The sequence below is a fragment of the Streptomonospora litoralis genome (assembly GCF_004323735.1).
GTDB classification, from domain to species: Bacteria; Actinomycetota; Actinomycetes; order Streptosporangiales; family Streptosporangiaceae; genus Streptomonospora; species Streptomonospora litoralis.
Genome location: NZ_CP036455.1, coordinates 981,374 through 1,007,629 on the forward strand (window position 1 = coordinate 981,374; position 26,256 = coordinate 1,007,629).

The window sequence follows — 26,256 nt, forward strand, 5'->3', positions numbered from 1 at the left end:
CGAAGGCGGCGGCCGCCGGTCGCCTCCTACGCTACCCAGCGCCGATGCGCGCCGGGCCGCCGCGGACGCCGGCGCGCGCCGCCGGCGCCTCACAGCACCTTGGACAGGAACGAGCGGGTGCGCTCGTGCTGGGGGTCGGCGAGCACCTCGCGCGGTGCGCCGGACTCCACGACGACGCCTTCGTCCATGAAGACCAGGCTGTCGCCGACCTCGCGGGCGAATCCCATCTCGTGGGTCACCACGACCATGGTCATCCCGTCCTCGGCCAGCCCCTTCATCACGTCCAGCACCTCGCCCACCAGTTCCGGGTCGAGCGCGCTGGTCGGCTCGTCGAAGAGCATCAGCTCCGGGCGCATCGCCAGCGCGCGGGCGATGGCCACGCGCTGCTGCTGTCCGCCGGAAAGCCGGCGCGGGTACTCCCCGGCTTTGCCGGCCAGCCCCACGCGGCCCAGCAGCTCCAGCGCCCGGTCCCGGACGGCCGAGCGCGGCTCGCGATTGACGCGCACCGGAGCCTCCATGACGTTGCCGAGGACCGTCATGTGCGGGAAGAGGTTGAAGTTCTGGAAGACCATGCCGATGCCGCGGCGCTGCCGGGCGACCTGGGCGTCGTGCAGCTCGTAGAGCTTGCCGGCCCGCTGCCGGTAGCCCATCAGCTGCCCGTCGACCCACAGCCGCCCCGCGTTGATCTTCTCCAGGTGGTTGATGCAGCGCAGGAATGTGGACTTGCCCGATCCGGAGGGCCCCACCACGCAGGTGACTTCCCCGCGGCGCACCTGCAGGTCGATGCCGCGCAGCACCTCCAGGCGGCCGAAGTACTTGTGCACGTTCTCGGCCACGACCATCCGGTCGTCTCCGTGGCCGGTCACCGCACCGGCTTCCGCGGTGTTCTGGGTCAACTCGCCGTCCTGCTCACTACTCGCCGTGAATCCGTCCGCTACGCCGCACCGCGGACACCGACGGTCCGCGTGCCGCGGTCGGCGCGGTTGAACGTCTGCTCCAGGTAGTACTGGATCACCATCATCACGCTGGTGATCGCCAGGTACCACAGGCAGGCGGCCACCAGCATCGGGAAGAGGTTGAAGGTGCGGGCGCCGATCTGCTGGAGCTGGAAGAACAGCTCGGTGGTCAGCGGGATCGCCGACACCAGCGAGGTGTCCTTCATGATCGCCGTGGCCTCGTTGCCGGTCGGCGGGATGATCACCCGCAGCGCCTGGGGCAGGGTGATGCGCCGGAGCACCAGCCCGTGGCTCATGCCCAGCGCCTGGGCCGCCTCGGTCTGGCCTTTCTCGACCGACAGCAGTCCGGCGCGCACGATCTCGCCCATGTAGGCGCCCTGCGACAGCGACAGCGCGATGACCGCCGCGACGAACGGGCTGAGCAGCGTCTCCATCGGCACCGAGTAGAACCGGGCGCCGTCCTCGAAGCCGAGCAGCGGCAGCCAGTAGTTGTCGAAGGGGACGCCGAACTCGATCGTCTGGTACAGGATCGCGATGTTGCCGAACAGCACGCACAGCACGATGCGCGGCACCGCGCGGAAGAACCAGGTGTACACCCACGCCACGGCAACCAGCACCGGGTTGTCCGACAGGCGCATGATGGCCACGACGATGCCGATCGCGATGCCGATCGCCAGCGACACCGCCGCCAGGATGATCGTCGTGCGCACACCGATGAGCACCGGCGCGGAGAACATCTGCTCGAACAGGAACGGCCAGTCGAAGGCGTCGTTCGTGATGAGCATGTGCACGAACATCGCGGCGAGCAGCAGCAGGACACCCGCCGCGACCCAGCGGCCGGGATGGCGGACGGGTACGGCCTTGACGGGTTCGGGCGGGGATTGCCCGGCCGGCGCGCCGTACGCCGGCCGGGGGGAGTCGGGAGTGGTGCTCACGTGCCTTCCGGTGCCTTCTAGCCCTCGACGGACGGGTTGACCTCGGCCTGGTCCAGGGTGCCCTGGCCGTCGAGCTCCCACTCGGCGAGGATCTCGGTGTAGGTGCCGTCGTCCATGATGCTCTGGTAGCCGGCGCGGATCGCCTCGGCGAGCTCGGTGGCGTCCTTGGCGGTGATGGCGCCGTAGGGGGCGGCCTCGTACTGCTCGCCGATCGTCTGCAGTTGGCCCTCGGTCTGCTCGACCGCGTAGACGGCGACCGGCATGTCGGCGAGACCGGCGTCGTTGCGCCCGGAGATGATCGACTCGGTGGCCTGGTTCTGGCCCTTGTACTTGCTGACGTTGATCTGCTGCTCGCCGTTGTCGACGCACTCCTGGCTGCGCGCCTCGATGTCGGGCACCTGGATGGTGTTGGCCTGCACCGCGACGTTCTTGCCGCAGGCGTCGTCCGGGGCGACGTTCTCCGGGTTGCCCTCGGCGGTGAACCACTGGGTGCCCACGGTGTAGTAGCTCACCATGTTGACCTGCTGCATGCGCTCCTCGTTGATGGTGAACGAGGAGACGCCGACGTCGTATTTGCCGGTGTCGACGCCCTCGACGATGGTGCCGAACGCGGAGCTCTGCCACCGCGTCTGGAGGTCGAGCTTGGCGGCGACCGCGTTGAACAGCTGCACGTCGAAGCCGACGACGGTCTCGCCGTCGGGAGAGAGGTACTCGGCCGGGGGATAGGTGGAGTCGGTCCCGATCTTGACGAAGCCCTGGTCGCGGATCTCCTGGGGGACCATGTCGGCGAGTTCGGGATCGGCCTGGACCGACGGCGTGGACGCGGGGGAGGCGGCCCCGCCCCCGGTGCCGCCTTCGCCGCCACCGCCGCCGCAGGCCGACAGCGCCAGCAGGGCGGCCAGGGCGCCCGCGTAGTAGGGCGCGCGTCCGAAGCGGGCAGCCGGCGCGGTCAGGTGCTTGAGCACGGCCACGTTTGTCTCCTTCTTCCGAGCGAACGGCGTCGGGTGGTCGGCGTTCGCATCCTCACGCTCGTGGCGAGTAGTCGAATGCGCAGCATAAAGGTTCTTGCGGACGTAACTGTCCATGGTCACCGGCCCGGCATGTTCATGGGGTCACCGTTGTGAGAGAATTGGGTAACGGGTCAACCCCGTCACACACTGCGGCGCCGGGCTCGCACCGAGCCGCGGAGACCGACTCCCCCGATCGCAACGGCATCGTCCCCGGCGCGGGGAGTCCAGCGCACTCAGCATCCCTGCCCCCTCCGCGCGCCGCCTCTGCAGACTGCAGCGACAACGAAGCCGCGCCCTCACCTGCCCACGCGGGCGCATTCGCATCCTTGAGGGGTTTTGCACAGATATGGCGACCACTGATTCCCATCGATTCGACGACGATCCGGCGTTCGCGCTGCACCGCGGCGGCAAGCTGCGCGTGGAGGGCTCCGTCGACGTGAGCGACCACGAAGGGCTCGCCCTGGCGTACACGCCCGGTGTGGCACGCGTGTGCTCCGCGATCGCCGACTCCCCGGAGCTCGTCGACACCTACACCTGGAAGAGCTCGGTCGTGGCCGTGGTCACCGACGGTTCGGCCGTGCTGGGGCTCGGCGACATCGGCCCGCAGGCGTCGCTCCCGGTCATGGAGGGCAAGGCGCTGCTGTTCCGCAAGTTCGCCGGCGTCGACGCCGTGCCGGTGGCGCTCGACTGCAGCGGCGTGGACGACATCGTCGAGACCGTCGAGCGCATGGCCCCCTCGTTCGGCGGCGTCAACCTGGAGGACATCTCGGCACCGCGCTGCTTCGAGATCGAGCGCCGACTGCGGGACAGCCTGGACATCCCGGTCTTCCACGACGACCAGCACGGCACCGCCATCGTCACGGTCGCGGCGCTGCGCAACGCGGCGCGGCTGAGCGGGCGCACGCTGGGCGACCTGCGGGTGGTGGTCTCCGGCGCCGGGGCGGCCGGAGTGGCGGTGACCAAGATGCTGGTCGAGGGCGGTATCGGCGACATCGCCGTCGCCGACAGCAAGGGCGTGATCTACGCCGGGCGCGACGGGCTGACCCCGATCAAGGCCGAGATCGCCGAGATCAGCAATCGCTCGGGGCTGCGCGGCTCGGTCGAGGCCGCGCTGGAGGGTGCCGACGTCTTCATCGGGCTTTCCGCCGGGGAGATCCCCGAGTCCGTGGTGGCCGGCATGGCCCCCGACGCCATCGTCTTCGCCATGGCCAATCCGACCCCCGAGATCCACCCGGACGTCGCCCGCGCCCACGCCGGCGTCGTCGCGACGGGCCGCAGCGACTTCCCCAACCAGATCAACAACGTGCTGGCGTTCCCCGGTGTGTTCCGCGGAGCGCTGGACGCCCGCGCGAGCGACATCACCGAGGCGATGAAACTCGCCGCCGCCGACGCCATCGCCGACCTCGTGCGCGAGGACCTCACCGCCGACTACATCATCCCGAGCACGTTCGACTCGCGGGTGGTCCCGGCGGTCGCCGAGGCGGTGGCCGACCAGGCCCGCCGCGACGGCATCGCCAGAGCGTAGTCGTACGATTATCGCGTGTAGTCGATCCGGGGCGCAGGTCACCCTCGCCCCGGATCGCAGACACCCCCCTGTGTCAGAGGCAGCGTCCCACGGCGGCGACGACGAACGCCGCCCACGCCCCCGCGGGGAACCGCAGGGCCGCGCCGTCAGGCGCCGTGGAGTCGCGGACCCGTACGCCCCTGGCCCACCGCATCACCTGGACGCACTGGCCTCCCCCTGTTCCGCTGTAGGTGCTCGTGCGCCATCGCACGCCCAGCGGATCCTTCGCGGCCATGCCGCGCTCCCTTCATGTCTCATCCGTTTCCCCCTCCTCCTGGCTCCGCAGGCGCTGCTCCGCCTCGCCGATGACCTCGCGGGTCCGGTCGGGGTGCAGTGCCGCGGTGCGCAGGTGTTCGAAAGCGACCGTGTAGAAGGCGACTTCTTTGGCTTTTTCGATGTAGAGGCTGCTGGTCAGATTCTCCACGTGCACCAGCCGCGGCGCGTGGATGTCGGATTCGGGGAACTCCAGGATGTCGAAGGAGCCGTTGAGGCCCGAATGGGCGCCGGCCTCGAACGGCAGGATCTGCAATGTCACATGGGGTTTCTCATGTATGTCGAGCAAATGCCGCATTTGGGCCGACATGACCGTCGGCCCGCCTACCGGGCGGTACAGGATTGATTCGTCCAGCAGTGCCCAGATATGCGGTGGGGAGTCGTTGAAGATGACCTCTTGGCGGCGTATGCGCAGTTCGGTGCGGCGGTCGATCTCTTCCTGGGAGACCGGCGAGGGGTGCGCCCGCATCAGCGCCCGCGCATAGTCCGCGGTCTGGAAGAGGCCGGGGACGATCTCGGCTTGGAAGAAGCGCAGTGTGCCGGCTTCGGGCTCCAAGCCGAGGTACACCTCGAAGCGCTCCGGCATCACGTCGCCGTAGACGTGCCACCAGCCGCGGCGCCGCGACTCGCGGGCGAGCATGATCAGCGACTGGCGCAATCCGGGGTCGCCGACCTCGTAGAGTTCCAGCAGGTCCCGCACGTCGTCGGAATTGGTCGCCACCTGACCGCGCTCGATGCGGGAGAGTTTGCTGCCCGACCACGACATACGCTCGGCGGCCTCTTCCCCGGTCATTTGCGCGTTCTCCCGCAATCGGCGCAATTCGACGCCGAGGCGGCGCCGGCGGGCCGTCGGGTTGTTGGCAGCGGCCACGGCTGTGCCTCCTGTTCGGGGGGAGAGGCCGGAGTGCCTCTGGGGGCCGTCGATCGGGGCGGGCGGCAGGGGTGATTCCGCCAGGGGATAGGAAGAAGGCTACTCGACATGGGATAGCGCGGAATCCGCCGAGTACGCGAGCCTTGCGCCGTGCTTTATACCCGCCCCTCGACCATTTCCCCGGTGATGTCCGCCGACGGTTTGGGGCGGGTATCGGTACCGGTCCGACTAAGCCGTGTCTAAGAGGTACTGGATCGGTCCGGCCGCATGGGCGGCGCAGGGCTGGGCCCGCGGTCGACGCACCCGGTGCTCGCCGGTGGCGCGCCGGGCGGGGGCGGCGTTGGGCCGCCGCGGGCCGGTCGGCGCCGCTTGGCCCGTCTATCGCGAACTTATGGTCGCAGGTAAGCGTATTCCGCGGCCATAAGTTCACGATCATCGCCGGTATGTCCGGCCGGGCCCGCACCGGCGCTCGCACGCCCCCGGGGTGCGCCGGATCGGAGGTCGGGGGGCGACGACACGTCGCGCGTGGCGCCCGGGCGCGGCCTCCGGGAGTCCCACGGCCCGATGGGGTGGGCTTTTGGGGGCTTGTGCCCGTTTTGCGGGCGGCCTCGGCGGGCGCAACGGCCACGAGACGCACGAAAAGTCGACGTCGGGGGGCGTTTTCGCGCCATCCGGCGCACCTCGTGCGCCATCGCTGCCGCAGCGCGGCTGCGGGCCCACCGGCAACTCAGGCATTAGTTGACAAAACACCCCGTGTTGTTTCGTATCGCGGAATGACGGTGCGAGGACGGCGCCTCGGGGCGGCGCCGAGGCGGGTGCCGCCGCACCTACGTGCATCTCGTGGCCCCGACCCGGCCGCATGACCGCCGCCGACCGCCCCGTATCAGGCCCGCGCCGACAACCGAGCGGCGCCCCCGAGCTCGACCACCCGCGGCTGGGGCCGGCAGCACCCGGGGCTCGACCACCGCAGGCCCGGCCCCGCCGCCGTCGCCGCCGCTTTCCGGTCAAGACCGCCCGTTGCCCGGCAGACCATCAAGGCCGCCCAGAGGACCCGAGCCGCCCCAGCGCTCAAGCGGGGCGTCGCTGCTGGTTCCATGGGTGCTACGGCGAGTACGTCGCTGCCGCGACCGCAACCGAGGGAGCCGCGCACACGCTTATGGACGCAGCAGCAGTGCTCGTATCGGCCGCGGTCGGTGTCGTCCTCGTGGCCGGAGCCGCCCACTGGATCAAGTACGCAACCGCGAACGGGCGGCTGAACAGGAACCTCTGGATCGGCATCCGGACGGGTGCCACCCTCTCGTCGGATGCCGCCTGGGAATCAGGCCACAGCGCCGCGGCTCCATGGCTGACGGCGTGTTCGTATACCGGGTACGCCGCGAGCGCAGGGGCGATAGCGCTCGCCGTCTACGCAGGCACCCGGGGCATTTCCACGGTGGCGGCGTCGCTGGTTGCGCTGTGCGCTTTCGTGGGCGTCGTCGTGCTGGTCGTCATCGCAGCGGTCGTCGCACATAGGCGAGCGAGCAGCGTCCAGGGAAACCGTTGAGGGGTCGGCGACGCCGCGCCGTGACCTGTCGCCGCAGTCGCGTCCCGGTGGGGCCACCGGTCCGGATCGCCGGGACCACAGCGGTCTGCAGTTCGGCGGTGGCGAAACAGCGCACCACGGCGTCGGTAGTTAGTGTCAGGGCATGTTCGCTATCACCGCAGCGCGTATCGACGAGACGAACCCCCTGTCCGGGCTGGAGGCGGGCGAGCGGCCCGAACCCGCCCCGCCCGAGGGATGGGCCACCGTGCAGGTCAAGGCCGCGGCGCTGAACCACCACGACCTGTGGAGCCTGCGCGGTGTCGGCCTTCCCGAGGAGCGGCTGCCGATGATCCTGGGCTGCGACGCCGCCGGCCTGGACGAGGAGGGCAACGAGGTCGTCGTACACGGCGTCATCGGCGACCCGGACGCCGGGGGCGGCGACGAGACCCGCGACCCGCGGCGCTCCCTGTTGTCCGAGGTGTACCCGGGGACCCTGGCCGAGAAGGTCGCGGTGCCGCGACGCAACCTCGTCGCCAAACCGGCGGAGCTCTCGTTCGAGGAAGCCGCCTGCCTGCCGACGGCCTGGCTGACCGCCTACCGGATGCTGTTCGCCCGCGCGGGACTGGAACCGGGCTCGGCGGTGCTGGTCCAGGGCGCGGGCGGCGGTGTGAGCAGCGCGCTGATCCGCATGGCGGCGGCCGCGGGCCACCGCGTCTACGCCACCAGCCGCGACGACGGCAAGCGCGACCGTGCCATGCGGCTCGGGGCCTACAGCGCCGTCGCGCCGGGGGATCGGCTGCCGGAGAAGGTCGACGTCGTGTTCGACTCGGTGGGCGAGGCGACCTGGCGCCACTCGCTGCGGTCGCTGCGTCCGGGCGGGCGGATCGTCACCTGCGGCGCGACCAGCGGCGACGCGCCCTCGGCGGAGTTGAACCGGATGTTCTTCCTTCAGCTGTCGGTGGTCGGCTCGACCATGGGCGGCAGGGACGAGCTGCGGCGGCTGGCCGAGTTCTGCGCCCGCACCGGCGTCCGCCCCGAGATCGACCGCGTGCTGCCGCTGGACCGCGCCGAAGAGGGTTTCGCGGCCATGGAACAGGGCGAACTCTTCGGCAAGATCGTGTTCCAGGTCTGACCCTTCGACGCGTATCGCGTGCCCGCACGGCCGCAAAGTCGAGCAACCCGCCGGGAACCGTCCTCGCGCATCACGGGTGGTTCCCGGGGGTTCCTCCGGGCGCGGGAGGCGCCCCGCACGATCCGCCCTGTCAGGCGCCGGGGCCGCCCCGCCGTTCGTCGGACTCCCCGTCGTCGTTCACGGCGGTGCTCCACGGGTCGCCCGTTCCGGTGGAACCGGCGGTGTCCCGGTTCGGACCGCCCGCCTCGTCGGCGGGGCCGGCGGACTGGCCGGTCTGTTCGGCGGGCCCGGCGGACGGTCCGCGGGCTGCGGACTCGGACGGCCCGGACGGCCCGGTTCCGGGCCGCTGCGTCGGATCGTCGACCGCCGCGCTCCACGGGTCGTCCGACGCGCGCGGGCCGCCCGATTCACCGTTCGCGGCACCTGCGCTATCCCCGCCGTCGTTCGGCGCGGCGGCACCCCGGCCGTCGCCCGGTGTCTCCGACCCCGACGCCTCGTCGGTGCGCCCGTGCCTGCCGGGGCCGCGTTCGTGGTCGGCGGTGCTCCGGCCGCCGCACGGGTGCTGCCCGGTGCCGCCCGTGCCCTCGTGGTCCGTGTCGCGCGGTCCCCACCCGCCGACGTCGCGGCGGATGGTCTCGAAGGTCTCGTCGAGGATCCGCCGCAGGTCGTGCGCCGCCGACTCGCCCACCTGTCCGGCCTCGCGGACCACACCGCGCACCCGGTCGGAGAAGTCGCGCAGCGCCTGGTCGAACTCGGCGCGCTCGCCCCCCGACTTCTCGCCGGAGCGCTTGGTCCAGGTGCCGAACCCCTGGGTGAAGCGTTCCCAGTCGCGGGACCACCACGAGCCGCCGCGCTCGGCGCCCTCGTCTTCGGTGCCGCCGCGCGGGGAGTCGCCCGAGCCCGCAGAGGTCCCTTCGCCCGCGGTCCGCGCTCCGCTCGCACCGTCGGCGGCGCCGGTGCGCGCGCCCTCGCCGCGGGACCTGCGCCCGGAGCCGCCGAACTTCAGCTCCTCGCGCAGCGAGCTGATGGTGTCGCGGACGTCCTCCCGGACCGCCTCGGCGACGTCGCGCACCGAATCGGTGATCTCGCGTTCCAGGTCGTCGAGGTCGGCGCTGCGGTTGCGCAGTTCCTCGCGCCCCCGGTCGGTGAGCCGGTAGACCTTGCGGCCGTCGACCTCCTCGTGGGTGACCAGGCCCTCCTCCTCCAGCCTGGCCAGGCGCGGGTAGATGGTGCCGGGCGAGGGGGAGTAGACGCCCAGGAACCGGTCCCGCAGCAGGCTGATGATCTCGTAGCCGTGCCGCGGGCTCTCGTCCAGCAGCTTCAGCAGGTAGAGCCGCAGGCGTCCGTGGCCGAAGATCGTGCTCATGTGTCGTCCCCCCTCGGGATGGCGGCCGGGGCGTCGGGCTCGCGGCGCAGCAGCGAGACGGCGCCCGAAACGGTCGTGGTGGTGATTCCGGCCGGATCGACCCCGCTGCCGATCTTTCCGGTGAGGGTGCCGTGGGCGCGCTGGTCGCGGCGTTCCAGGCCGAAGTCCGAATCCAGCTTGCCGGTGGCCGAGCGCAGTTCGACCGCGGCCGAGGTCTCGGCGGGCACCCGGAGTGCGATCCCACCGGAGACGGATCCCAGGCGGACGCGACCGGAGGGGGCCACGTCGACGTCGGCCAGGAACCGGCCCGAGGCGCTCTTACCGGACAGGTCCACCAGTCGCCCTCCGGCTACGGCCACCTGCCCGCTCACGGTGTTGAACCTCAGGCTGCCCTGCAGGTCGCGGGCCGAGACGGCACCCGAGACGGTGTTCACCTCGGCCTCTCCGGTGAGGCCGTCCAGCGTGACGTCGCCCGATGCCGTCCGTACCCGCGTCTTCGCGCCGAGACCCGCCACGACCACCGGCGCCGACAGCGTGGTGACCTCGACGGGGCAGTCCCGCGGGACACGCAGACTGATGGTGGCCGAGCGGCGGCCCATGGCCCGGTAGCCGGAAAGCTGCACCGGGCGCAGCCGGTCCAGCAGGCCGCTGCCCGTGAGGTCGTCGTAGGTGATGGTCAGGATGCCGGCCTCCTGGGTGGCCAGCACGGGCTCGCCCGAGACGTCGGAGACCTCGAAGGTCACCGGGTCGTCGGTGGGCAGGATGTTCACGTGACCGCCGATAATCCGCACACGCAGCGCCACGATCCCGTCCAGTGTGCGTGTCGTCGGCTGGTCGATGGTCCAACGCGCCATCGCGAAACCTTTCGGTTCGAAGTCCTTATGGTGTTCACGATATGTCGCGTCTGTAGGCTATTCAAGATATGTCGCGAAGGATCGGGGAGGTGTGGGGGACTCCCCGGGGGCGGTCTCCGGGGAACCCGGCCGAACGGCTGCGCCGGTGCCCCGGCGCAGCCGTTCACTCACTCGTCCTCGTCGTCGAGCCGCGCCAGCCACGTGGCCAACCGCTCGACGGGAGTCTCGAACTCCGGGTGGAGATCGGTGAAGGCGCGCAGCTGGTCGGCCACCCACGCCAGGGAGACCTCCTCCTCGCCGCGGCGCTGCTCCAGCTCCTCGATGCCCCGGTCGGTGAAGTACATCGCGACTCCGCGCTGCTAGTCGGCCGGCGGGAAGACGGTGTTGATGAGCGCCTGCTGCTCGACCTCGTGCCGCTTGCCCGAGCCCGCCGCGGGGGCGGAGCTCGCCGGACGCGAAACCCGCGTGAAGGGGCGGTCGAGCTGCTCGGAGAACACCAGCGCCACGAACGGCCACGGGCCCATGTTCGCCGGCTCCTCCTGCACCCACAGCACCTCGCCGGCGTTGGGGTAGCCCGCCAGCAGCTGGCGGATCTCCTCGGTCGGCAGCGGGTAGAGCCGCTCGACCCGGACCAGCGCCGTACTGGTGTCGCCGGTGCGCTGCCGCGCGGCGTCCAGCTCGTAGTAGACCTTGCCCGAGCACAGCACCACGCGCCGGACCTTCTTCGGGTCGGGACCCGAGGGGTCCGGGATGACCGGCTGGAACGCGCCCGAGGTGAAGTCGGCGACCGTCGAGGTCGCGGCCTTCATCCGCAGCATCACCTTGGTCGTGATGACCACCAGCGGCCGGCGGTACTGCGACTTGACCTGCCAGCGCAGCAGGTGGAAGTAGTTCGCCGGGGTGGTGGGCAGCGCCACGGTCATGTTCTCCTGCGCGCACAGCTGCAGGAACCGCTCGATGCGCGCCGAGGAGTGGTCGGGGCCCTGGCCCTCGTAGCCGTGCGGCAGCAGCAGCACGACGCTGGAGCGCTGGCCCCACTTCTGCTCGCTGGCGCTGATGTACTCGTCGATGATGGTCTGGGCGCCGTTGACGAAGTCGCCGAACTGGGCCTCCCAGGCCACCAGTGCGTCCGGGCGCACCACCGAGTAGCCGTACTCGAAGCCCAGCGCCGCGTACTCGCTGAGCAGGGAGTCGTGCACGTAGAACTTCGAGGTGCCCTTGTCGAAGGTCTTCAGCGGCGTGTGCACCTTGCCGGTGTAGCGGTCGACCAGGATCGAGTGCCGCTGACCGAATGTGCCGCGCCGGGTGTCCTGGCCCACCAGCCGCACCGGGTGCTCCTCGGTCAGCAGCGAGCCGAACGCCAGCATCTCGCCGGTCGCCCAGTCCAGCGCGTCGTCCTCGACCATCTGGGCGCGGCGCTGCAGCTGCGGCTTCAACCGCGGGTGCGGGGTGAAGCCCTCCGGCAGGGTCACCTGGGTGTCGACCACCTGCTTGACGATCTCGCCGGAGATCGCGGTCTCCACCGAGCCGTGGTCGATGCGGCCCTCGTCGAAGACCTCCGGCTTGATCACCGCGCCCGGCTCGACCGGCTTGCGGCCCGCCTCGCGGGTCTCGGTGAAGGCCCGTTCCAGCTGCTCCTGGTAGTCGCGCAGCGCCTGCTCGGCCTCTTCCATGCTGATGTCGCCGCGTCCGATCAGCGCCTCGGTGTAGAGCTTGCGCGTGGAGCGCTTGGCGTCGATCACGTCGTACATCAGCGGCTGGGTGAAGGCCGGGTTGTCGGTCTCGTTGTGGCCGCGGCGCCGGTAGCAGACCAGGTCGATGACGACGTCCTTGTTGAACTGCTGCCGGTAGTCATAGGCCAGCTGGGCGACCCGCACGACCGCCTCGGGGTCGTCACCGTTGACGTGGAAGATCGGCGCCTGCACCATCCGCGCCACGTCGGTAGCGTAGACGCTGGAGCGGCTGTCGGCCGGCGAGGTGGTGAACCCGACCTGGTTGTTGACGATGACGTGCACCGTGCCGCCGGTGCGGTAGCCGCGCAGCTGCGACAGGTTCAGGGTCTCGGCGACGACGCCCTGGCCGGCGAACGCGGCGTCGCCGTGCACCAGCAGCGGCACGACGGTGAACCCGTGCGGGCCCTTGTCCAGCACGTCCTGCTTGGCGCGGACGATGCCCTCGGCGACCGGGTTCACGGTCTCCAGGTGGCTCGGGTTCGCCGCCAGGGAGATCGCGATCTTGTCGCCGTCGGGGGTCTCGAAGGTGCCCTCGGTGCCGAGGTGGTACTTGACGTCACCGGAGCCGTGCGCGCTGCGCGGGTCGAGGTTGCCCTCGAACTCGCCGAAGATCTGCCCGTAGGACTTGCCGGCGATGTTGGCGAGTACGTTCAGCCGGCCGCGGTGGGCCATACCGATGACGACCTCGTCCAGATCGGCCTTCGCGGCGCGCGAGATCACCCCGTCCAGCAGCGGGATCAGCGACTCGCCGCCTTCGAGGGAGAACCGCTTCTGTCCGACGTACTTCGTCTGCAGGAAGGTCTCGAACGCCTCGGCGTTGTTCAGCCGGCGCAGGATGTGCAGCTGCTCGTCGCGGTCGACCTTCTCGTGCTCGCGCTCGACATGCGACTGGATCCACTCGCGTTCCTCGGGATCCTGGATGTGCATGTACTCGATGCCGACCGTGCGGCAGTAGGTGTCGCGCAGCACGCCGAGCACGTCGCGCAGCTTCATGACCTGCTTGCCGCCGAAGCCGCCGGTGGGGAACTCGCGTTCCAGGTCCCACAGCGTCAGGCCGTGTTCGAGGATGTCCAGGTCGGGGTGGCGGCGCTGGTGGTACTCCAGCGGGTCGGTGTCGGCCATCAGGTGGCCGCGGACCCGGTAGGCGTGGATCAGCTCCTGGACGCGGCTGGTCTTGTCGAGCTGGTTCTCGGCGGCCGAGATGTCCTGGGTCCAGCGCACCGGCTCGTAAGGCAGCCGCAGCGAGCGGAAGATCTCGTCGTAGAAGCCGTCCTCGCCCAGCAGCAGCTGGTGGATCCGGCGCAGGAACTCGCCGGACTGGGCGCCCTGGATGATGCGGTGGTCGTAGGTCGACGTCAGCGTCATGACCTTGCTGACCGCGAGGTTGTTCAGGGTCTCGGGCGCGGCCCCCTGGAACTCGGCCGGGTACTCCATGGCGCCCACGCCCAGGATGGTGCCCTGGCCGGGCATGAGGCGGGGCACCGAGTGCACCGTGCCGATGCCGCCGGGGTTGGTGAGGCTGATGGTGGTGCCCTGGAAGTCCGGCACGCCCAGCTTGTTGTTGCGGGCCTTGCGGATCAGGTCCTCGTAGCCGTTCCAGAACTCCTTGAAGTCCATCGTCTCGGCGGACTTGATGCTGGGCACCACCAGCTGCCGCGACCCGTCGGACTTCTGCAGGTCGATGGCCAGCCCGAAGTTGACGTGCTCGGGCTTGGCCACTCCCGGCTTGCCGTCGACCTCGGTGTAGGAGTGGTTCATCTCCGGCATGGACTCCAGGGCCTTCACCATGGCGTAGCCGATGATGTGGGTGAAGGACACCTTGCCGCCGCGCCCGCGCCGCAGGTGGTTGTTGATCACGATGCGGTTGTCGAACAGCAGCTTGACCGGCACCGCGCGCACGCTCGTGGCGGTGGGCAGCGCCAGGCTGGACTCCATGTTCGCGGCCGTGCGCGCGGGTGCGCCGCGCAGCCGCTCCTCGTTGACCTTGAGGGATTCGTCGGCGGGCTTCTCGGCCTCGGCGTCCGACTCGGATCCGGCCTTCTTCTTCCCGTTGCCCGAGGCGGGCGCCGCGGACTCGGGCTCGGTGGACTTCTCGCCCTTGGTGGTTTCCCCGGCACTCGGAGCGGCCTGGGTGCTCGTGGCCGATGCACCCTTGCTCGAACCGTTGGCCTGGGGAACGCCGGACTTGTAGTCGGCGAAGAAGTTCCACCATGCCTTGTCAACCGAGTTCGGGTCGTTGAGGTACTTCTGGTAAAGCTCCTCGACCAACCACTCGTTCGGGCCGAAATCTGTCAGGGGTTGAGACGCCTCAGACGACACGGCGGAGATCGCCCTCTTCCGCAGCTCGCTTGTGAATGTATGTATGGCGAGATGGCCGCTCCTCAGGGCGGGCTCAAAGCCAGGCGGCTCAGTGGGAGCCTCCAGGACACGCGCCCGGTCAGCAATCTCGGGTAACAGGCTACTTGTCCAGGCACGCGGATGGGGACCCGAGACCGGTAACGGACTGGGAGATTGCTAACAATGATTCACAAAGGCATGGGGTCTGCTTGACCTGACCTGCGGTTTCGCCATCTGCGCGGCCACTCGGGCGACAGCGGGTGGCGGGCGGCAGGAGGCGGCGGACGGCGAGCGTGCGGGCGCAGCGGCGCCCGCAGGCGCCGGGAGCGTGTGAGGGGGCGGGCGTGCGCCGGTTGCCATGCCCGCTCGGGAGCGCGCTCAACCCTCACTCGAAACGGGAATCTCCCGGAACCGGAGGAGCAGGCCCGGCGTCTCACGTAGTGTGCGCGGCCCGGACAGGACGGCTGGTTCCGAACCCGGCGAAACACGGGGGTTTCGCCGGGAGAGGAAGCAGGTCCGGGCCGCGCACTGCATCGTCCTCCGCTTCGGCCCGGCTCCGGCGCCCGGTCGCCCTCCGAGAGCCCGCACGGCCGTGCGGCCGCCGTGCTTCCGCGGTCTGTGCCATCCTGCCCGGCAGCACCCGCGCCACGTTCGGGCGAAGCGCGCTGCGCCACTGGGAAGTGCGGCCCCGAGCGGGTAGGACTCCGTGTGCGGCCCCGATGGGGGCGGCACGCCGCGGAGCGGATCAGCGTGGAGGAGAAATGGCGGATTTGCGGTTCGACGGGCGCGTCGCGATCGTCACCGGCGCGGGCCTGGGCCTCGGCCGGGCGCACGCCCTCGAACTCGGGGCGCGCGGCGCCAAGGTCGTGGTCAGCGAGCACACCGAGGACTCCGGCGACTCCGGCGGCGAGGACTCCGGATCGGTCGAGGCGGCCGAGGAGGTCGCCGAGCGCATCCGGTCGGCGGGCGGCGCAGCGGCCGTCAGTGTGGGCGACATCACGCACGAGGAGGGCGCGCACTCACTCGTGGACACCGCCGTGAACACCTACGGACGCGTCGACATCGTCGTCAACAGCGCCGGCGTGCTGCGCGACCGCGCCTTCCGCAACATCGGCACCGACGAGTGGGACACCGTGGTCGGCCTGCACCTGCGCGGAACCTTCCTGGTCACCCGGGCCGCGTTCGGCCACATGCGCGGCAACGGCTACGGACGCATCGTCAACACCGCCTCGCCCGCCGCCCTCTTCGGCAACTTCGGGCAGACCAACTTCGCCGCGGCCAAGATGGGGGTCATCGGCCTCACCAAGACCCTGTCCATCGAGGGCGCCCGCTACGACATCACCGCCAACGCCATCGCCCCGCTGGCCCGCACCCCGCTGACGGAGAAGATGTTCCCCGACTTCTCCGAGGCGCTGCTGGCGCCCGAACGGGTAAGTCCGGCGGTGGTGTGGCTGGCCCACGAGGACTGCGAGACCAGCGGCGAGGTCTACTCGGTGATCGGCGGGCGCGTGGCGCGGATCTTCCTCGCCGAGGGGCCCGGCGCCGAGCTGGGCGAGGGCACCGCGGAGGACCTGCGCGACATCTGGCCCGACGTCAACGCCGAGCGGCCCTACGTCATCCCGCGCGACTTCAGCGAGCAGGCCCGCAAGCACCTCGGCCGGGCCGCCAAGCGCGGCGGCTGAATCCCCGGCGGCCGTACCGACCCCCTCGGCCCGGCGAAATCGCGGTCTGCCGGCCCGCGCGGCTGCGGAACGCATCGTCGGCGCGGGCGACGGCACCGTATCGGTGCGAGGACTCCCGTTTGCCCCCGCGGCCACCGTCGGCGCTTCTACGATGACGGAACGAAGCCGGGGAGGGTGACGATGAGGGAGTTCGGCGAACTGGAGGCCGCCATCATGGACACGCTGTGGCGGTCGGACCGCCCGCTGGCCGTCCGCGGAATCCGCGAGTCGATGGACTACGACCGCGACGTCGCCTACACGACCGTCATGACCGTGACCAACATCCTCTACCACAAGGGGCTGCTGGAACGTGAGAAGTCCGGTCGGGCGTGGCTGTACTGGGCGAGGGAGTCCCGCGAAGAGCACACCGCGCGGGTGATGAGCGAGGTCTTGAGCGGGGGCGGCGACCCGGGAACGACCATGCGGCGCTTTGTGGAGGGTTTCAGCGACGAGGACATGGCCGTCCTGGGCGACGTGCTCACCGCGGTGCGCGCCCAGCGCGCCCGCGCCTCCTGAGCACCGCTGCGGCCCCGGCGCAGGGGCGCGCCGGGGCCGGGCGTCTATGCTGCCCGGTGTGGATGAACCGCTTGTCACACGCATGCGCCCGTTCGGCGAGACCATCTTCGCCGAGATGAGCCGGCTGGCCGCCGAGACCGGCGCCGTCAACCTGGGACAGGGCTTCCCCGACACCGACGGCCCCGCCTCGCTGCTGGAGGCGGCCGCGCGGCACATCCGCGAAGGTGTCAACCAGTACCCGCCCGGGCCGGGGCGCCCCGAGTTGCGCTCCGCCGTCGCGGCCGACCGCAAGCGGCGCTACGGCATCGACCTCGACCCCGCCAGCGAGGTCTACATCACCGTCGGTGCCACCGCGGGCATCGCCTCGGGCGTGCTGGGCCTGGTCGAGTCCGGCGACGAGGTCGTCGTGTTCGAGCCGATGTACGACTCGTATGCCGCGGTGATCGCCCTCGCCGGCGGGGTGCGCCGGGCGGTCACGCTGCGCCCCGACCCGGAGGCCGGGGGCCGGTTCACCTTCGACCCGGCCGAGCTGCGCGCGGCGGTCGGCCCGCGCACGCGGATGGTCGTCGTGAACAGTCCGCACAATCCCACCGGCACCGTGTTCACTCGCGACGAGCTGTCCGCCATCGCACAGGTGTGCCGCGACAACGACCTGATCGCGCTCACCGACGAGGTCTACGAGCACCTGGTCTACGACGGCACCGAGCACCACCCGCTGTCCACGCTGCCCGGAATGGCCGAGCGCACGCTGGCGGTCTCCTCGGTCGGCAAGACGTTCTCCGTCACCGCCTGGAAGACCGGCTGGGTGATGGGCCCCGAGCCGCTGGTGCGCGCGGCGCGTACCGTCAACCAGTTCCTCACCTTCACCGCCAACGGCGCCCTCCAGTTGGCGGTCGCCGACGCGCTGCGCGACGAGGGCGAGTGGGTGCTCGGCCAGCGCGCGGCTCTGGAGGGCAAGCGCGACCGGCTGTGCGCCGGGCTGCGCGCCGCCGGGTTGGAGGTGCTGCGGCCCCAGGGCACCTACTTCGTGATCACCGACATCCGTCCGCTGGGCTACTCCGACGGCATCGAGCTGGCGCGGTCGCTGCCGCACGCGGCCGGAGTCGCCGCCGTTCCGGCCCAAGTCCTCTACGACAACACCGACGAGGGCCGCCACCTCGTGCGGTTCGCCTTCTGCAAGCGCGACGAGGTGCTGGACACCGCGGTCGAACGCCTGGTCGCGGCGCTGGCGGGCTGAGCACTCCGCAGCATGAAAGGACCCGGTGTGACCACGACCACCATGCCCGCCGATGCGCTCGCCGCAGCGGAGTCGGCCAAGGGCTTCATGCCCACCGGCGAGGGCTTGGCGCTGTACGCCGCCGCGCTGGAGGCCGCCGCACTCGGCCCGGTACTGGAGGTCGGCACCTACTGCGGCAAGTCCACCGTGTTCCTGGGCACGGCCGCCCGGCAGACGCAAGGCACGGTGGTCACCGTCGACCACCACCGCGGCTCCGAGGAGCACCAGCGGGGCTGGGAGTACCACGACCCCGAGCTGGTCGATCCCGCCACCGACAGGCTGGACACGCTGGGCGAGTTCCGCCGCACCATGGCGGCCGCCGGTCTGGAGGACCACGTCCTCGCCGTCGTGGGGCGCTCGGCCGATGTCGCCCGGCTGTGGTCGGCGCCGCTGGGCATGCTGTTCATCGACGGCGGCCACACCGAGGAGGCCGCCCAGACCGATTACGCGGGCTGGACGCCGCACGTGGCGCCGAACGGCCTGCTGGCCATCCACGACGTCTTTCCCGACCCCGCCGACGGCGGACGGCCGCCGTACCACATCTACCGCCGGGCGATCGACAGCGGCATCTTCACCGAGACGGGCGTCCAGGGTTCGCTTCGGCTGCTGCGGCGAGTGGTGTAAGCCGGGAGTGCGGGGCAGGGCGCGGCCATCCGGCGCCGTTGCCGCCTCTTCTCCTTCCGGCCGCCCGTCGCCCGGCAGGCCACAGGCCGCCCCACGGAGCCGCCGCCTCCCACCCCCGTCGGAATCAGTGCCCGCGACCACCGACGACGCACTCGACGCCGGCCGCGGCGACACCGTGTGGCGGCGCTGTCGACCCCTGTTTTCCTGGGATTGTGTGTATCGGCGGGCGCACCCGAGGACATAGGCTCAGGCACAGACGAGACGACGGTTCAACGACGCGCGGGCAAGGGGTGCAGGAACACGTGACGATCAACGGGGCGGCGCGACGAGTCGACCAATTCACACTGGACAACGGACTACGCCTGGTGACCGCTCCGGCCTCGACCCCCCAGGTCGCGGCCGTCAATCTGTGGTACGGGATCGGCTCCCGCTTCGAGGTGCCCGGGCGTACCGGTTTCGCGCACCTCTTCGAGCACCTGATGTTCCAGGGCAGCGGAAACGTGGCCAAGGGCGAGCACTTCGACGCCGTCGAACGCCTCGGCGGCGAGATCAACGCGTCCACCTCCACCGACCGCACCAACTACTACGAGACCGTGCCCGAGCACGCGCTCGACCTCGTGCTGTGGCTGGAGGCCGACCGCCTGGCCACCCTGCGCGAGGGCATGAGCCAGGAGGTGCTGGACAACCAGCGCGACGTGGTGAAGAACGAGCGCCGCCAGCGCTACGACAACCAGCCCTACGGCACCGCCCTGGAGCGCATCCTGCGGCTGGGCTACCCCGAGGGGCACCCCTACCACCACTCGACCATCGGCTCCATGGCCGATCTGGACGCGGCCGATCTGGACTACGTGCTCGACTTCCACCGGCGCCACTACGGCCCCGACAACGCCGTGCTGACGGTGGTGAGCAACCTCGACCCCCACGACGTGCGCGACCGGGCCGAGCGCTACTTCGGCGCGATCCCCGCCCGCCCCGCGGCGGCCGAAGCGCCCGACGCCGCCCTCGCCGGCCTGCTGGGCGGCCCGGTCTCGGACCACGTCGTCGAGACCGTCCCGGCGCCCGGCGTCTTCCTCGGCTACCGGGTGGCGCCCTACGGCGACCGCGATTTCGACGTCATGCACCTGGCCTCGGCCGTGCTGGGCCAGGGCCAGGGCAGCCGGCTCTACCGCCGCCTGGTGCTGGAGCGCGGCCTGGCCGCCGACGACGGCGGCGCGGCCGCCGACCTGCTGCCCTTCCGCTACACGCCGAGCCTGATGCTGGTCAACATGATCGCCCGCGAAGGCGTGAGCGGCGACGAGCTGGAGACGGCGATGATCGAGGAGATCGGCACGCTCGCCGACGGCGTCACCGACGAGGAGCTGGAGCGCGCCCGCGCCGTCCTGGAGCGCGACCACCAGCAGGCGCTTTCGCACCCCGGCGGACTCGCCGACACGATCGGCGCCAGCACCCAGCTCTTCGACGACCCCGAGCTCGCTTTCACCTGGCCGCAGCGCTGGAGCACCGTCACCACCGACGACGTCGTCTCCCTGGCCAAGCGGCTGCTGGTGGCGGAGAACAGGCTGTCGGTGCGCTTCGACCCCGAGGCCGCCGACGAGTCCGCCGAGGAGCCTGCCGCCTGACGCGGCCGCGCGGGCCGGTCCGCCCCGCCCCGCATCGCCCGGTGCTTCCACTCGCCAAAGAAGAGAGTCGTTAACCGCATGCTGCAGACCCGACCGGTCCTCGGTGACCCCGCCTCCTACGCCTTCCCGAAGCCGCGGCGCCTGGCCGTCGGCGGCGGCACCGTCGTCGCCATCGACGTGCCCGGCCAGACGTTCGCCTCGGTCCGCCTCGTCCACCTCGCGGGCGGCGCCGCCGAGGCACCGGACCGGATGGGGGTGGCGGCCCTTGCCAACGAGGCGCTGGAGGACGGCGTCCTCGGCAACAGCTCGCTGCCGCCCGCGTTGGAGCGCCACGGTGCGGAGTGGGTCTCGCGGGTCACCTGGGACAGCTTCGTCACCGGCGTGGACGCCCCCGTCAACCGGTTGGCGGACGCGACGGCGCTGCTGGCCGAGGCCGTGCGCACGCCGGCCCTGCGCGACGAGGACGTGCTGCGCCGCCGCGACCAGATCCTGGAGCGCTTCTGGCTGGACGCGTCGGTGCCTTCGACCCTGGCCACCCGCGCGCTCGGCAGCCAGCTCTTCACCGGCCGCTACGCCACCCCGCTCAGCGGCGCGCCGGAGCGGCTCAAGGGCGTCACCCCCGAGGCGGTCCGGGAGTTCCACGCCTCCTCCATCGCCGATGTGGCGGGGACCCTGATCGTCGTCGGGGACCTGTCCGACGTCGACGTCGAGGCGCTGGGCACCGCCGTCTTCGGCAGCGCCCAGGCGGCGCCGCGGACGGAGCCGACCCCGCCGGAGCCGGCCCCGGGCGAGCTGCCGCGCGTGCTCGTCCTCGACCGCCCCGACTCGGTGCAGTCGGCGCTCCTGATGGCCCACCGCTCCCCGGCGCGCTCGCAGGTGGACCTGCCCCGGGCCGACGGCGTCAGCGACGTGCTCGGCGGCATGTTCACCTCGCGGCTGAACATGGAGCTGCGCGAGCGCCTGGGCTACACCTACGGCGTGGGCTGCCGCTTCGACCTGCGCCGCGACAGCGGGGTGTTCCTGATCAGCACCCAGGTCGACACCGACACCACGGCGCACTCGCTGACCGCATCCCTCGCCGAGATCGACCGGTTGCAGCGCGAAGGCGTCACCGAGGGCGAGCTCTCGGCGGTGCGCGAGTCGAACACCGTGGGTCTGCCGGTCGCCTACTCGACGGCGCGCAGCCTGGCCGGCGCCCTGGTCGAGATGATCGTGCACGACCTGCCCGAGGACCACATCGACCGGCTGCGGGCCGGATTCGAGCGGCTCACGGCCGACGATCTGGCGCAGGCGGCCCAGGAGTACCTGCGGCCCCGCGAGATGGTCACCGTCATCGCGGGAGACGCCAAGCGCCTGGAGGGGCCGCTGAGCGACGTCGGCGCGGGCCCGGTCACGGTGCGCGACCCCGAGACTCTCTGGAGCTGAACCTCATCGGCGGCGGCCTCGCCGATGCACGTCGACCTCCCCGGAGGAGCTCCATGCACTGTGGGTAACAACGGGTAAAGATCGGTTGAAACCCGGCATGGAGCCTCTTGGGGAGGACATAACGAAACCGAACCTAAACGACGGTGATCCGGCAACCACCTGCTTGGACTCCGGCAACGCCTGGTATAAACGATGATCCGTGCACGTGCAGCATGGGACCACCGTGCCGTCCGATGCGACCGTAAGAGCCCGCAGGAGGCCGCTGTGGCCGTGATGAGACTCGCTGACTGACCGTGTCCTCCATTGAGAAGCCCGAAGCGGAGCGGCCCGCCGCCGAGCAGCCCGAGCACGCTCCCGAGCCGTCGGCTCCGGCGGTCGCCGAGGCCGGCGCCGCCGAACGCGTGCTCAAGGGGCGCTACCGCCTCGCCGAGGAGATCGCGCGCGGCGGTGTGGGCACCGTGTGGCTCGCGACCGACCTCGTGCTGGACCGCCAGGTCGCGGTCAAGGAGCTGCGCCTGCCCGACGACGTCAGCGCCTCCGAGCGCGAGAGCCTGCTGCAGCGCACCACGCGCGAGGCGCGGGTAGCGGCGCGACTGGCCCACCCCGGCGTGGTCACGGTGCTCGACGTCGTCGACGAGGACGAGCGGCCGTGGATCGTCATGGAGTACATCGAGGCGAGCACCCTCGCCGACATCGTCCAGGTCGCCGGACCGCTGCCCTACCAGCGTGTCGCCGAGATCGGCCTGCAGTTGATCGACGCGCTCAAGGTGGCCCACGACGACGGCATCGTGCACCGCGACGTCAAGCCCGAGAACGTGATGATCAGCGAGAGCGGCCGGGTCGTGCTCACCGACTTCGGTCTGGCCGCCTGGACCGGCGAGTCGGCGCTGACCAGTTCGGGCCGCATCATCGGATCGCCGTCCTACATTCCGCCCGAGCGCGCCAAGGCCGGACCGGTGGGCCCCGAGTCCGACCTGTGGTCGCTGGGCGCCACACTCTACGCCGCCGTGGAGGGCCGTCCGCCCTACGACCGCAAGGGCTACATCCGCATCCTCAAGGGCGTCGACCTGGAGGAACCGCCGACCGCGCAGAACGCCGGGCCCCTCGCGCCGGTGCTGGCGGGTCTGCTGCACGTGCAGCCGGGTGACCGGCTCACGGCCGACAACGCCACCAAGATGCTGCGCATCGCCGCGCTGGCGCCGTGGGCGCCGGAGACCAGCCCCGAGACCGCGGCCAAGACCGCTGCCACGGGCCCCCAGGCGGTCGTTCCGCGGCCGGCGCGCGAAGGGGGCCACGGCGCGCACGAAGCCCCCCGCGGGGCTCACGAGGCGGCCGCCCCCCGCGGAGGGCAGCAGGGCCGCACCGGGGCGCCAGCCGCGGGCGGTGATGCCGACGAGGGCGACGAGGAGGCCGAACCGTCCGCCGCCGGTGCCGCGGACGACGACACGCCGGACGACGACACGCCGGACGAGGGCGCGGCGCAGGCCGCCGCGGACGAGCCCGGCTCCGCCGGTGAGCACTTCCGCCAGGGGGCGCAGATGCTGCGCGCCTCCTTCCACGAGTCGGTCTCGGACTTGCAGGACCAGTTCTCCGACTCGGTGGTCCACCTGCACGACCGGTTCCAGCGCCACCGGCCGGAGGCGGTCGGCCACCTGCTGACCTCGATCCGCGACTCCACCGACACCCTCGGGCTGACCAGCTCGGGCAAGCACCGCGGCGGGGGCTCCGTGCCGGTGATCATCGCGGTGGCGGTCGGCGTGCTGCTGCTGCTCGGCGTCGTGCTGTGGGGACTGCTCTTCCGCACCTGAGCCGTGTTTCAAGAGCGCCGGTCCGCTCTGCGGTCTTGTCGGGCCTTGTTGGCCGCACAGCGCTCGCACGGTTTCCGGGTCTCAGACGCGCCGCGCTCGGGCGGCAGCAAAAGCCGCCGTTCGCCCATGGTCTCGCCCCGCCGGGGTTAGGAGCCGGTGTCTGCGGTCAGCGGCCGCAGCATGAGCGTCACCACAGACATCCCCGCCCGGCTCGACCGGTTGCCCTGGCAGCGCTGGCACTGGCTGATCCTCATCGGCCTGGGCAGCGTCTGGATCCTCGACGGCCTCGAAGTGACCATCGTCGGCGCGGTCGGCTCCCGGATCACCGAGGAGGCCAGCGGTCTGGGCATCACCGAAGGGCAGGTCGGGCTGGCGGCCTCGATCTATGTGGTGGGGGCCTGTCTGGGCGCGCTGTACTTCGGCCACCTCACCGAGCGCTACGGCCGCCGCAAGATCTTTCTGGTGACGCTCGGCGTCTACCTCGTCGCGACCGTGCTGACCGCCTTCTCCGGCAACGCGCTGTGGTTCTACGCGTGCCGGTTCTTCACCGGGTTCGGGATCGGCGGCGAGTACGCGGCCATCAACTCCGCAATCGACGAGATGGTGCCCGCACGCCTGCGCGGGCGGATCGCGCTGATCGTCAACGGCTCCTACTGGCTGGGCGCCGCCGCGGGCGCGGCCATGGCCTATCCGCTGCTCAAGCCGGAGGTCCTGCCGGAGTTCCTGGGCTGGCGCCTGCTCTTCGCCGTGGGCGGCGTGCTGGGCCTGATCATCCTGGTGGTGCGGCGCATCGTGCCGGAGAGCCCGCGGTGGCTGATCATCCACGGCCGTGAGGAGGAGGCCGAACGCGTGGTCCGCGGCATCGAGGAGGAGGTCGAGCGCGAGGCCAACCGCAGCGAGCTGCCCGAACCGCAGAGCACTCTGGAGTTGGAACAGCGCACCCGAACCACGTTCCGCGAACTGGCTCGCACCATCGTCGCCACCTATCCGCGCCGCACCATCGTGGGGCTGGCGCTGTTCGCCGGGCAGGCGTTCCTGTACAACGCCATCTTCTTCACCCAGGCGCTGGTGCTGACGAACTTCTTCGGCGTCTCCTCGGGCGTGGCGCCGCTTTACCTCATCCCGCTGGCGATCGGCAACTTCCTGGGGCCGGTCCTGCTGGGTCCGCTGTTCGACACCCTCGGGCGCAAGCCGATGATCGCCGGGACCTACATCGGTTCGGGGCTGCTGCTCGTCGGTACCGGCGTGCTGTTCCAGGCGGGCGTGCTCACCGCTCTGACGGTGACGCTGTGCTGGTGCGTGGTGTTCTTCTTCGCCTCCGCCGGAGCGAGTTCGGCCTACCTGACCGTCAGCGAGATCTTCCCGATGGAGACCCGCCCGCAGGCCATCGCGCTGTTCTACTCAGTGGGGACCGCGCTGGGCGGCATCCTCGGGCCGGGGCTGTTCGGCCAGCTTGTGGCGAGCGGGGAGCCCAGCCAGATCGCGTTCGGCTACTTCCTGGGTGCGGCTCTGATGATCACGGCCGGTGTCATCCACTGGATCATCGGTTTGGAGGTGGCCCGCAGTTCCCTGGAGAACATCGCCGACCCGCTGAGCAAGAAGGCCATCACCTCGTCGTAGCCCGGGTGGCGGTGCCCGGCAGGGCAGTCCTTGGTGGGGTGACCGAAGCCGGCGACCGCGGACGAAGGCTGTGCTGAGGTTCGGTGGGGAAGGTTGCCCGAGGCCACCGGGCGGCGCAAAAGCGGAGTGTGGGGCCGGCGGGATTCGAACCCGCACTGTACAGGTCCTAAACCTGCTGCCTCCTGCCGTTGGGCTACGGCCCCTCATCGGCGACATCGCGCATGCGGCGCCCGCGGGGGCGGCGGCGGAGTCGTCCGTCCGAGGGTGGCACCGGCCGGGCACGAGCGCAAGTGGCGCCTGCGCTCCCGCGCTCGCGCCCGCCGGTGCCTCGACCTCAGCCCAGTCCCAGTTCGCGCTTGACGCGAGCCACGTGGCCGGTGGCCTTCACGTTGTAGAAAGCCTTGGCCACAGTGCCGTCGGGGTCGATGACGAAAGTCGAGCGGATGACGCCCTGCACGACCCGTCCGTAGTTCTTCTTCTCGCCGAACGCGCCGTAGGCCCGCAGGACCTCCTTGTCCGGGTCGCTCAGCAGCGGGAAGGTGAGCCCCTCCTGTGTGCGGAACTCCGCCAGTTTCTCCGGCGAGTCGGGCGAAACTCCGAGCACCGTGACACCCGCGTCCTCGAACTCGCGCAGGTTGTCGCGGAAGTCGCAGGCTTCGGTGGTGCAGCCGGGCGTCATAGCGGCGGGGTAGAAGTACAGCACGACGCGCTTTCCGCCGGACGCGAGCACGTCGCCGAGGCGGACGTCGGAGCCGTCGGCCGCGGTGAGGGTGAACTCGGGAGCGGTGTCGCCGGGGCTCAGCCGGGTGGTCGACTCGCTGGACTCGCTCACTGGTCTCCTTGCCGGGTCTGGTTCGCGGGTGGAATGCCGCAGCGCGCCGGGAAAAGCCGCTGCGCAGGCGCCCCCACCCTACGAGGTCCCGCCGGCGGGGCCCAGACGGTGCCCGCAGTGCGCCGACCCCGGTCCCGGTGGCGCCGGCAGCCCCCGGGGCGGGCATGGGGTAGCGGCGCCGCGCGACCGCATTTCGGTCGGCATGGCGCGCGGCGGCCGGACATCCCCTATGGTGGTCGGCACCTGCGCAATCGGTGAGTTC

Annotated in this window: 21 protein-coding genes and 1 tRNA gene; 11 read left to right on the forward strand and 11 right to left on the reverse strand. The window is 71.0% G+C overall.

Annotated features, from left to right (window positions below):
* Positions 1–89: 89 nt before the first annotated feature.
* The 3 genes from EKD16_RS04255 to EKD16_RS04265 form a co-directional block, all read right to left on the reverse strand.
* Positions 90–842, reverse strand: coding sequence for an amino acid ABC transporter ATP-binding protein (locus EKD16_RS04255; RefSeq protein ID WP_131102007.1), 753 nt, complete (start codon positions 840–842; stop codon positions 90–92).
* Between the two features lie 92 nt (positions 843–934).
* Positions 935–1,891, reverse strand: a complete 957-nt coding sequence (locus tag EKD16_RS04260) for an amino acid ABC transporter permease (protein ID WP_242677227.1) — start codon at positions 1,889–1,891, stop codon at positions 935–937.
* A gap of 17 nt (positions 1,892–1,908) precedes the next feature.
* Positions 1,909–2,862 (reverse strand): ABC transporter substrate-binding protein, encoded by a 954-nt coding sequence (locus EKD16_RS04265; protein ID WP_394347307.1) that lies wholly within the window; start codon positions 2,860–2,862, stop codon positions 1,909–1,911.
* 385 nt (positions 2,863–3,247) lie between these two features.
* Here EKD16_RS04265 and EKD16_RS04270 point away from each other — a divergent pair, with 385 nt between their 5' ends.
* The gene (locus tag EKD16_RS04270) at positions 3,248–4,426 is read left to right on the forward strand and encodes an NAD(P)-dependent malic enzyme (RefSeq protein WP_131097195.1); all 1,179 of its coding nucleotides are present in this window, start codon (positions 3,248–3,250) and stop codon (positions 4,424–4,426) included.
* 73 nt (positions 4,427–4,499) lie between these two features.
* Here EKD16_RS04270 and EKD16_RS04275 read toward each other — a convergent pair whose 3' ends face one another.
* Both EKD16_RS04275 and EKD16_RS04280 read right to left on the reverse strand, forming a co-directional pair.
* Positions 4,500–4,700 (reverse strand): DUF397 domain-containing protein, encoded by a 201-nt coding sequence (locus EKD16_RS04275; protein ID WP_131097196.1) that lies wholly within the window; start codon positions 4,698–4,700, stop codon positions 4,500–4,502.
* Positions 4,701–4,712: 12 nt separating this feature from the next.
* Positions 4,713–5,609 (reverse strand): helix-turn-helix domain-containing protein, encoded by an 897-nt coding sequence (locus EKD16_RS04280; protein ID WP_131097197.1) that lies wholly within the window; start codon positions 5,607–5,609, stop codon positions 4,713–4,715.
* 1,156 nt (positions 5,610–6,765) lie between these two features.
* On the opposite strand from EKD16_RS04280, the gene EKD16_RS25195 reads away from it, so the two are divergent.
* Both EKD16_RS25195 and EKD16_RS04290 read left to right on the forward strand, forming a co-directional pair.
* Entirely contained in the window at positions 6,766–7,152 is a 387-nt protein-coding gene (locus tag EKD16_RS25195) for an SdpI family protein (RefSeq protein ID WP_165498489.1), read from the forward strand.
* Positions 7,153–7,294: 142 nt separating this feature from the next.
* Entirely contained in the window at positions 7,295–8,263 is a 969-nt protein-coding gene (locus tag EKD16_RS04290; RefSeq protein ID WP_131097199.1) for a zinc-binding dehydrogenase, read from the forward strand.
* A 130-nt stretch (positions 8,264–8,393) separates the two neighbouring features.
* On the opposite strand, the gene EKD16_RS04295 is transcribed toward EKD16_RS04290, so the two are convergent.
* From EKD16_RS04295 to EKD16_RS04305, 4 genes are all read right to left on the reverse strand, one after another.
* The gene (locus EKD16_RS04295; RefSeq protein ID WP_131097200.1) at positions 8,394–9,629 is read right to left on the reverse strand and encodes a PadR family transcriptional regulator; all 1,236 of its coding nucleotides are present in this window, start codon (positions 9,627–9,629) and stop codon (positions 8,394–8,396) included.
* Positions 9,626–10,483 carry a DUF4097 family beta strand repeat-containing protein gene (locus EKD16_RS04300; RefSeq protein ID WP_131097201.1) on the reverse strand — a complete coding sequence of 286 codons (858 nt, stop codon included), beginning with the start codon at positions 10,481–10,483 and terminating at the stop codon, positions 9,626–9,628. Before EKD16_RS04300 ends, EKD16_RS04295 begins: the two co-directional genes overlap by 4 nt.
* Positions 10,484–10,650: 167 nt before the next feature.
* Positions 10,651–10,827: a DUF6104 family protein gene (locus EKD16_RS25200; RefSeq protein WP_165498490.1), complete on the reverse strand. Its 177-nt coding sequence runs from the start codon at positions 10,825–10,827 to the stop codon at positions 10,651–10,653.
* A 15-nt stretch (positions 10,828–10,842) separates the two neighbouring features.
* On the reverse strand, positions 10,843–14,535 hold the full coding sequence (locus EKD16_RS04305) for a multifunctional oxoglutarate decarboxylase/oxoglutarate dehydrogenase thiamine pyrophosphate-binding subunit/dihydrolipoyllysine-residue succinyltransferase subunit (protein ID WP_131097202.1): 3,693 nt from the start codon (positions 14,533–14,535) through the stop codon (positions 10,843–10,845).
* A 779-nt stretch (positions 14,536–15,314) separates the two neighbouring features.
* Between EKD16_RS04305 and EKD16_RS04310 the strand changes: the two genes are divergently transcribed.
* The 8 genes from EKD16_RS04310 to EKD16_RS04345 all read left to right on the forward strand — a co-directional run bounded on the left by EKD16_RS04310 (position 15,315) and on the right by EKD16_RS04345 (position 25,162).
* Entirely contained in the window at positions 15,315–16,235 is a 921-nt protein-coding gene (locus EKD16_RS04310; protein WP_131097203.1) for an SDR family NAD(P)-dependent oxidoreductase, read from the forward strand.
* 180 nt (positions 16,236–16,415) lie between these two features.
* Entirely contained in the window at positions 16,416–16,790 is a 375-nt protein-coding gene (locus EKD16_RS04315; protein ID WP_207391425.1) for a BlaI/MecI/CopY family transcriptional regulator, read from the forward strand.
* Between the two features lie 58 nt (positions 16,791–16,848).
* On the forward strand, positions 16,849–18,027 hold the full coding sequence (locus tag EKD16_RS04320) for a pyridoxal phosphate-dependent aminotransferase (RefSeq protein ID WP_341351868.1): 1,179 nt from the start codon (positions 16,849–16,851) through the stop codon (positions 18,025–18,027).
* Positions 18,028–18,069: 42 nt separating this feature from the next.
* Positions 18,070–18,690 carry a class I SAM-dependent methyltransferase gene (locus tag EKD16_RS04325; RefSeq protein ID WP_131102014.1) on the forward strand — a complete coding sequence of 207 codons (621 nt, stop codon included), beginning with the start codon at positions 18,070–18,072 and terminating at the stop codon, positions 18,688–18,690.
* A gap of 302 nt (positions 18,691–18,992) precedes the next feature.
* Positions 18,993–20,309, forward strand: coding sequence for a M16 family metallopeptidase (locus EKD16_RS04330; RefSeq protein ID WP_131097206.1), 1,317 nt, complete (start codon positions 18,993–18,995; stop codon positions 20,307–20,309).
* A gap of 78 nt (positions 20,310–20,387) precedes the next feature.
* Entirely contained in the window at positions 20,388–21,734 is a 1,347-nt protein-coding gene (locus tag EKD16_RS04335; RefSeq protein ID WP_131097207.1) for a M16 family metallopeptidase, read from the forward strand.
* Positions 21,735–22,027: 293 nt separating this feature from the next.
* Positions 22,028–23,542, forward strand: a complete 1,515-nt coding sequence (locus EKD16_RS25970; protein WP_242677228.1) for a serine/threonine-protein kinase — start codon at positions 22,028–22,030, stop codon at positions 23,540–23,542.
* A gap of 180 nt (positions 23,543–23,722) precedes the next feature.
* Entirely contained in the window at positions 23,723–25,162 is a 1,440-nt protein-coding gene (locus EKD16_RS04345) for an MFS transporter (RefSeq protein WP_131097208.1), read from the forward strand.
* Positions 25,163–25,291: 129 nt separating this feature from the next.
* Here the strand turns inward: EKD16_RS04345 and EKD16_RS04350 are convergent.
* A tRNA-Leu gene (locus EKD16_RS04350) sits at positions 25,292–25,365 on the reverse strand.
* Between the two features lie 131 nt (positions 25,366–25,496).
* Complete coding sequence (bcp, locus tag EKD16_RS04355) at positions 25,497–25,994, reverse strand: thioredoxin-dependent thiol peroxidase (protein WP_131097209.1); 498 nt, start codon at positions 25,992–25,994, stop codon at positions 25,497–25,499.
* Positions 25,995–26,256: the final 262 nt, after the last annotated feature.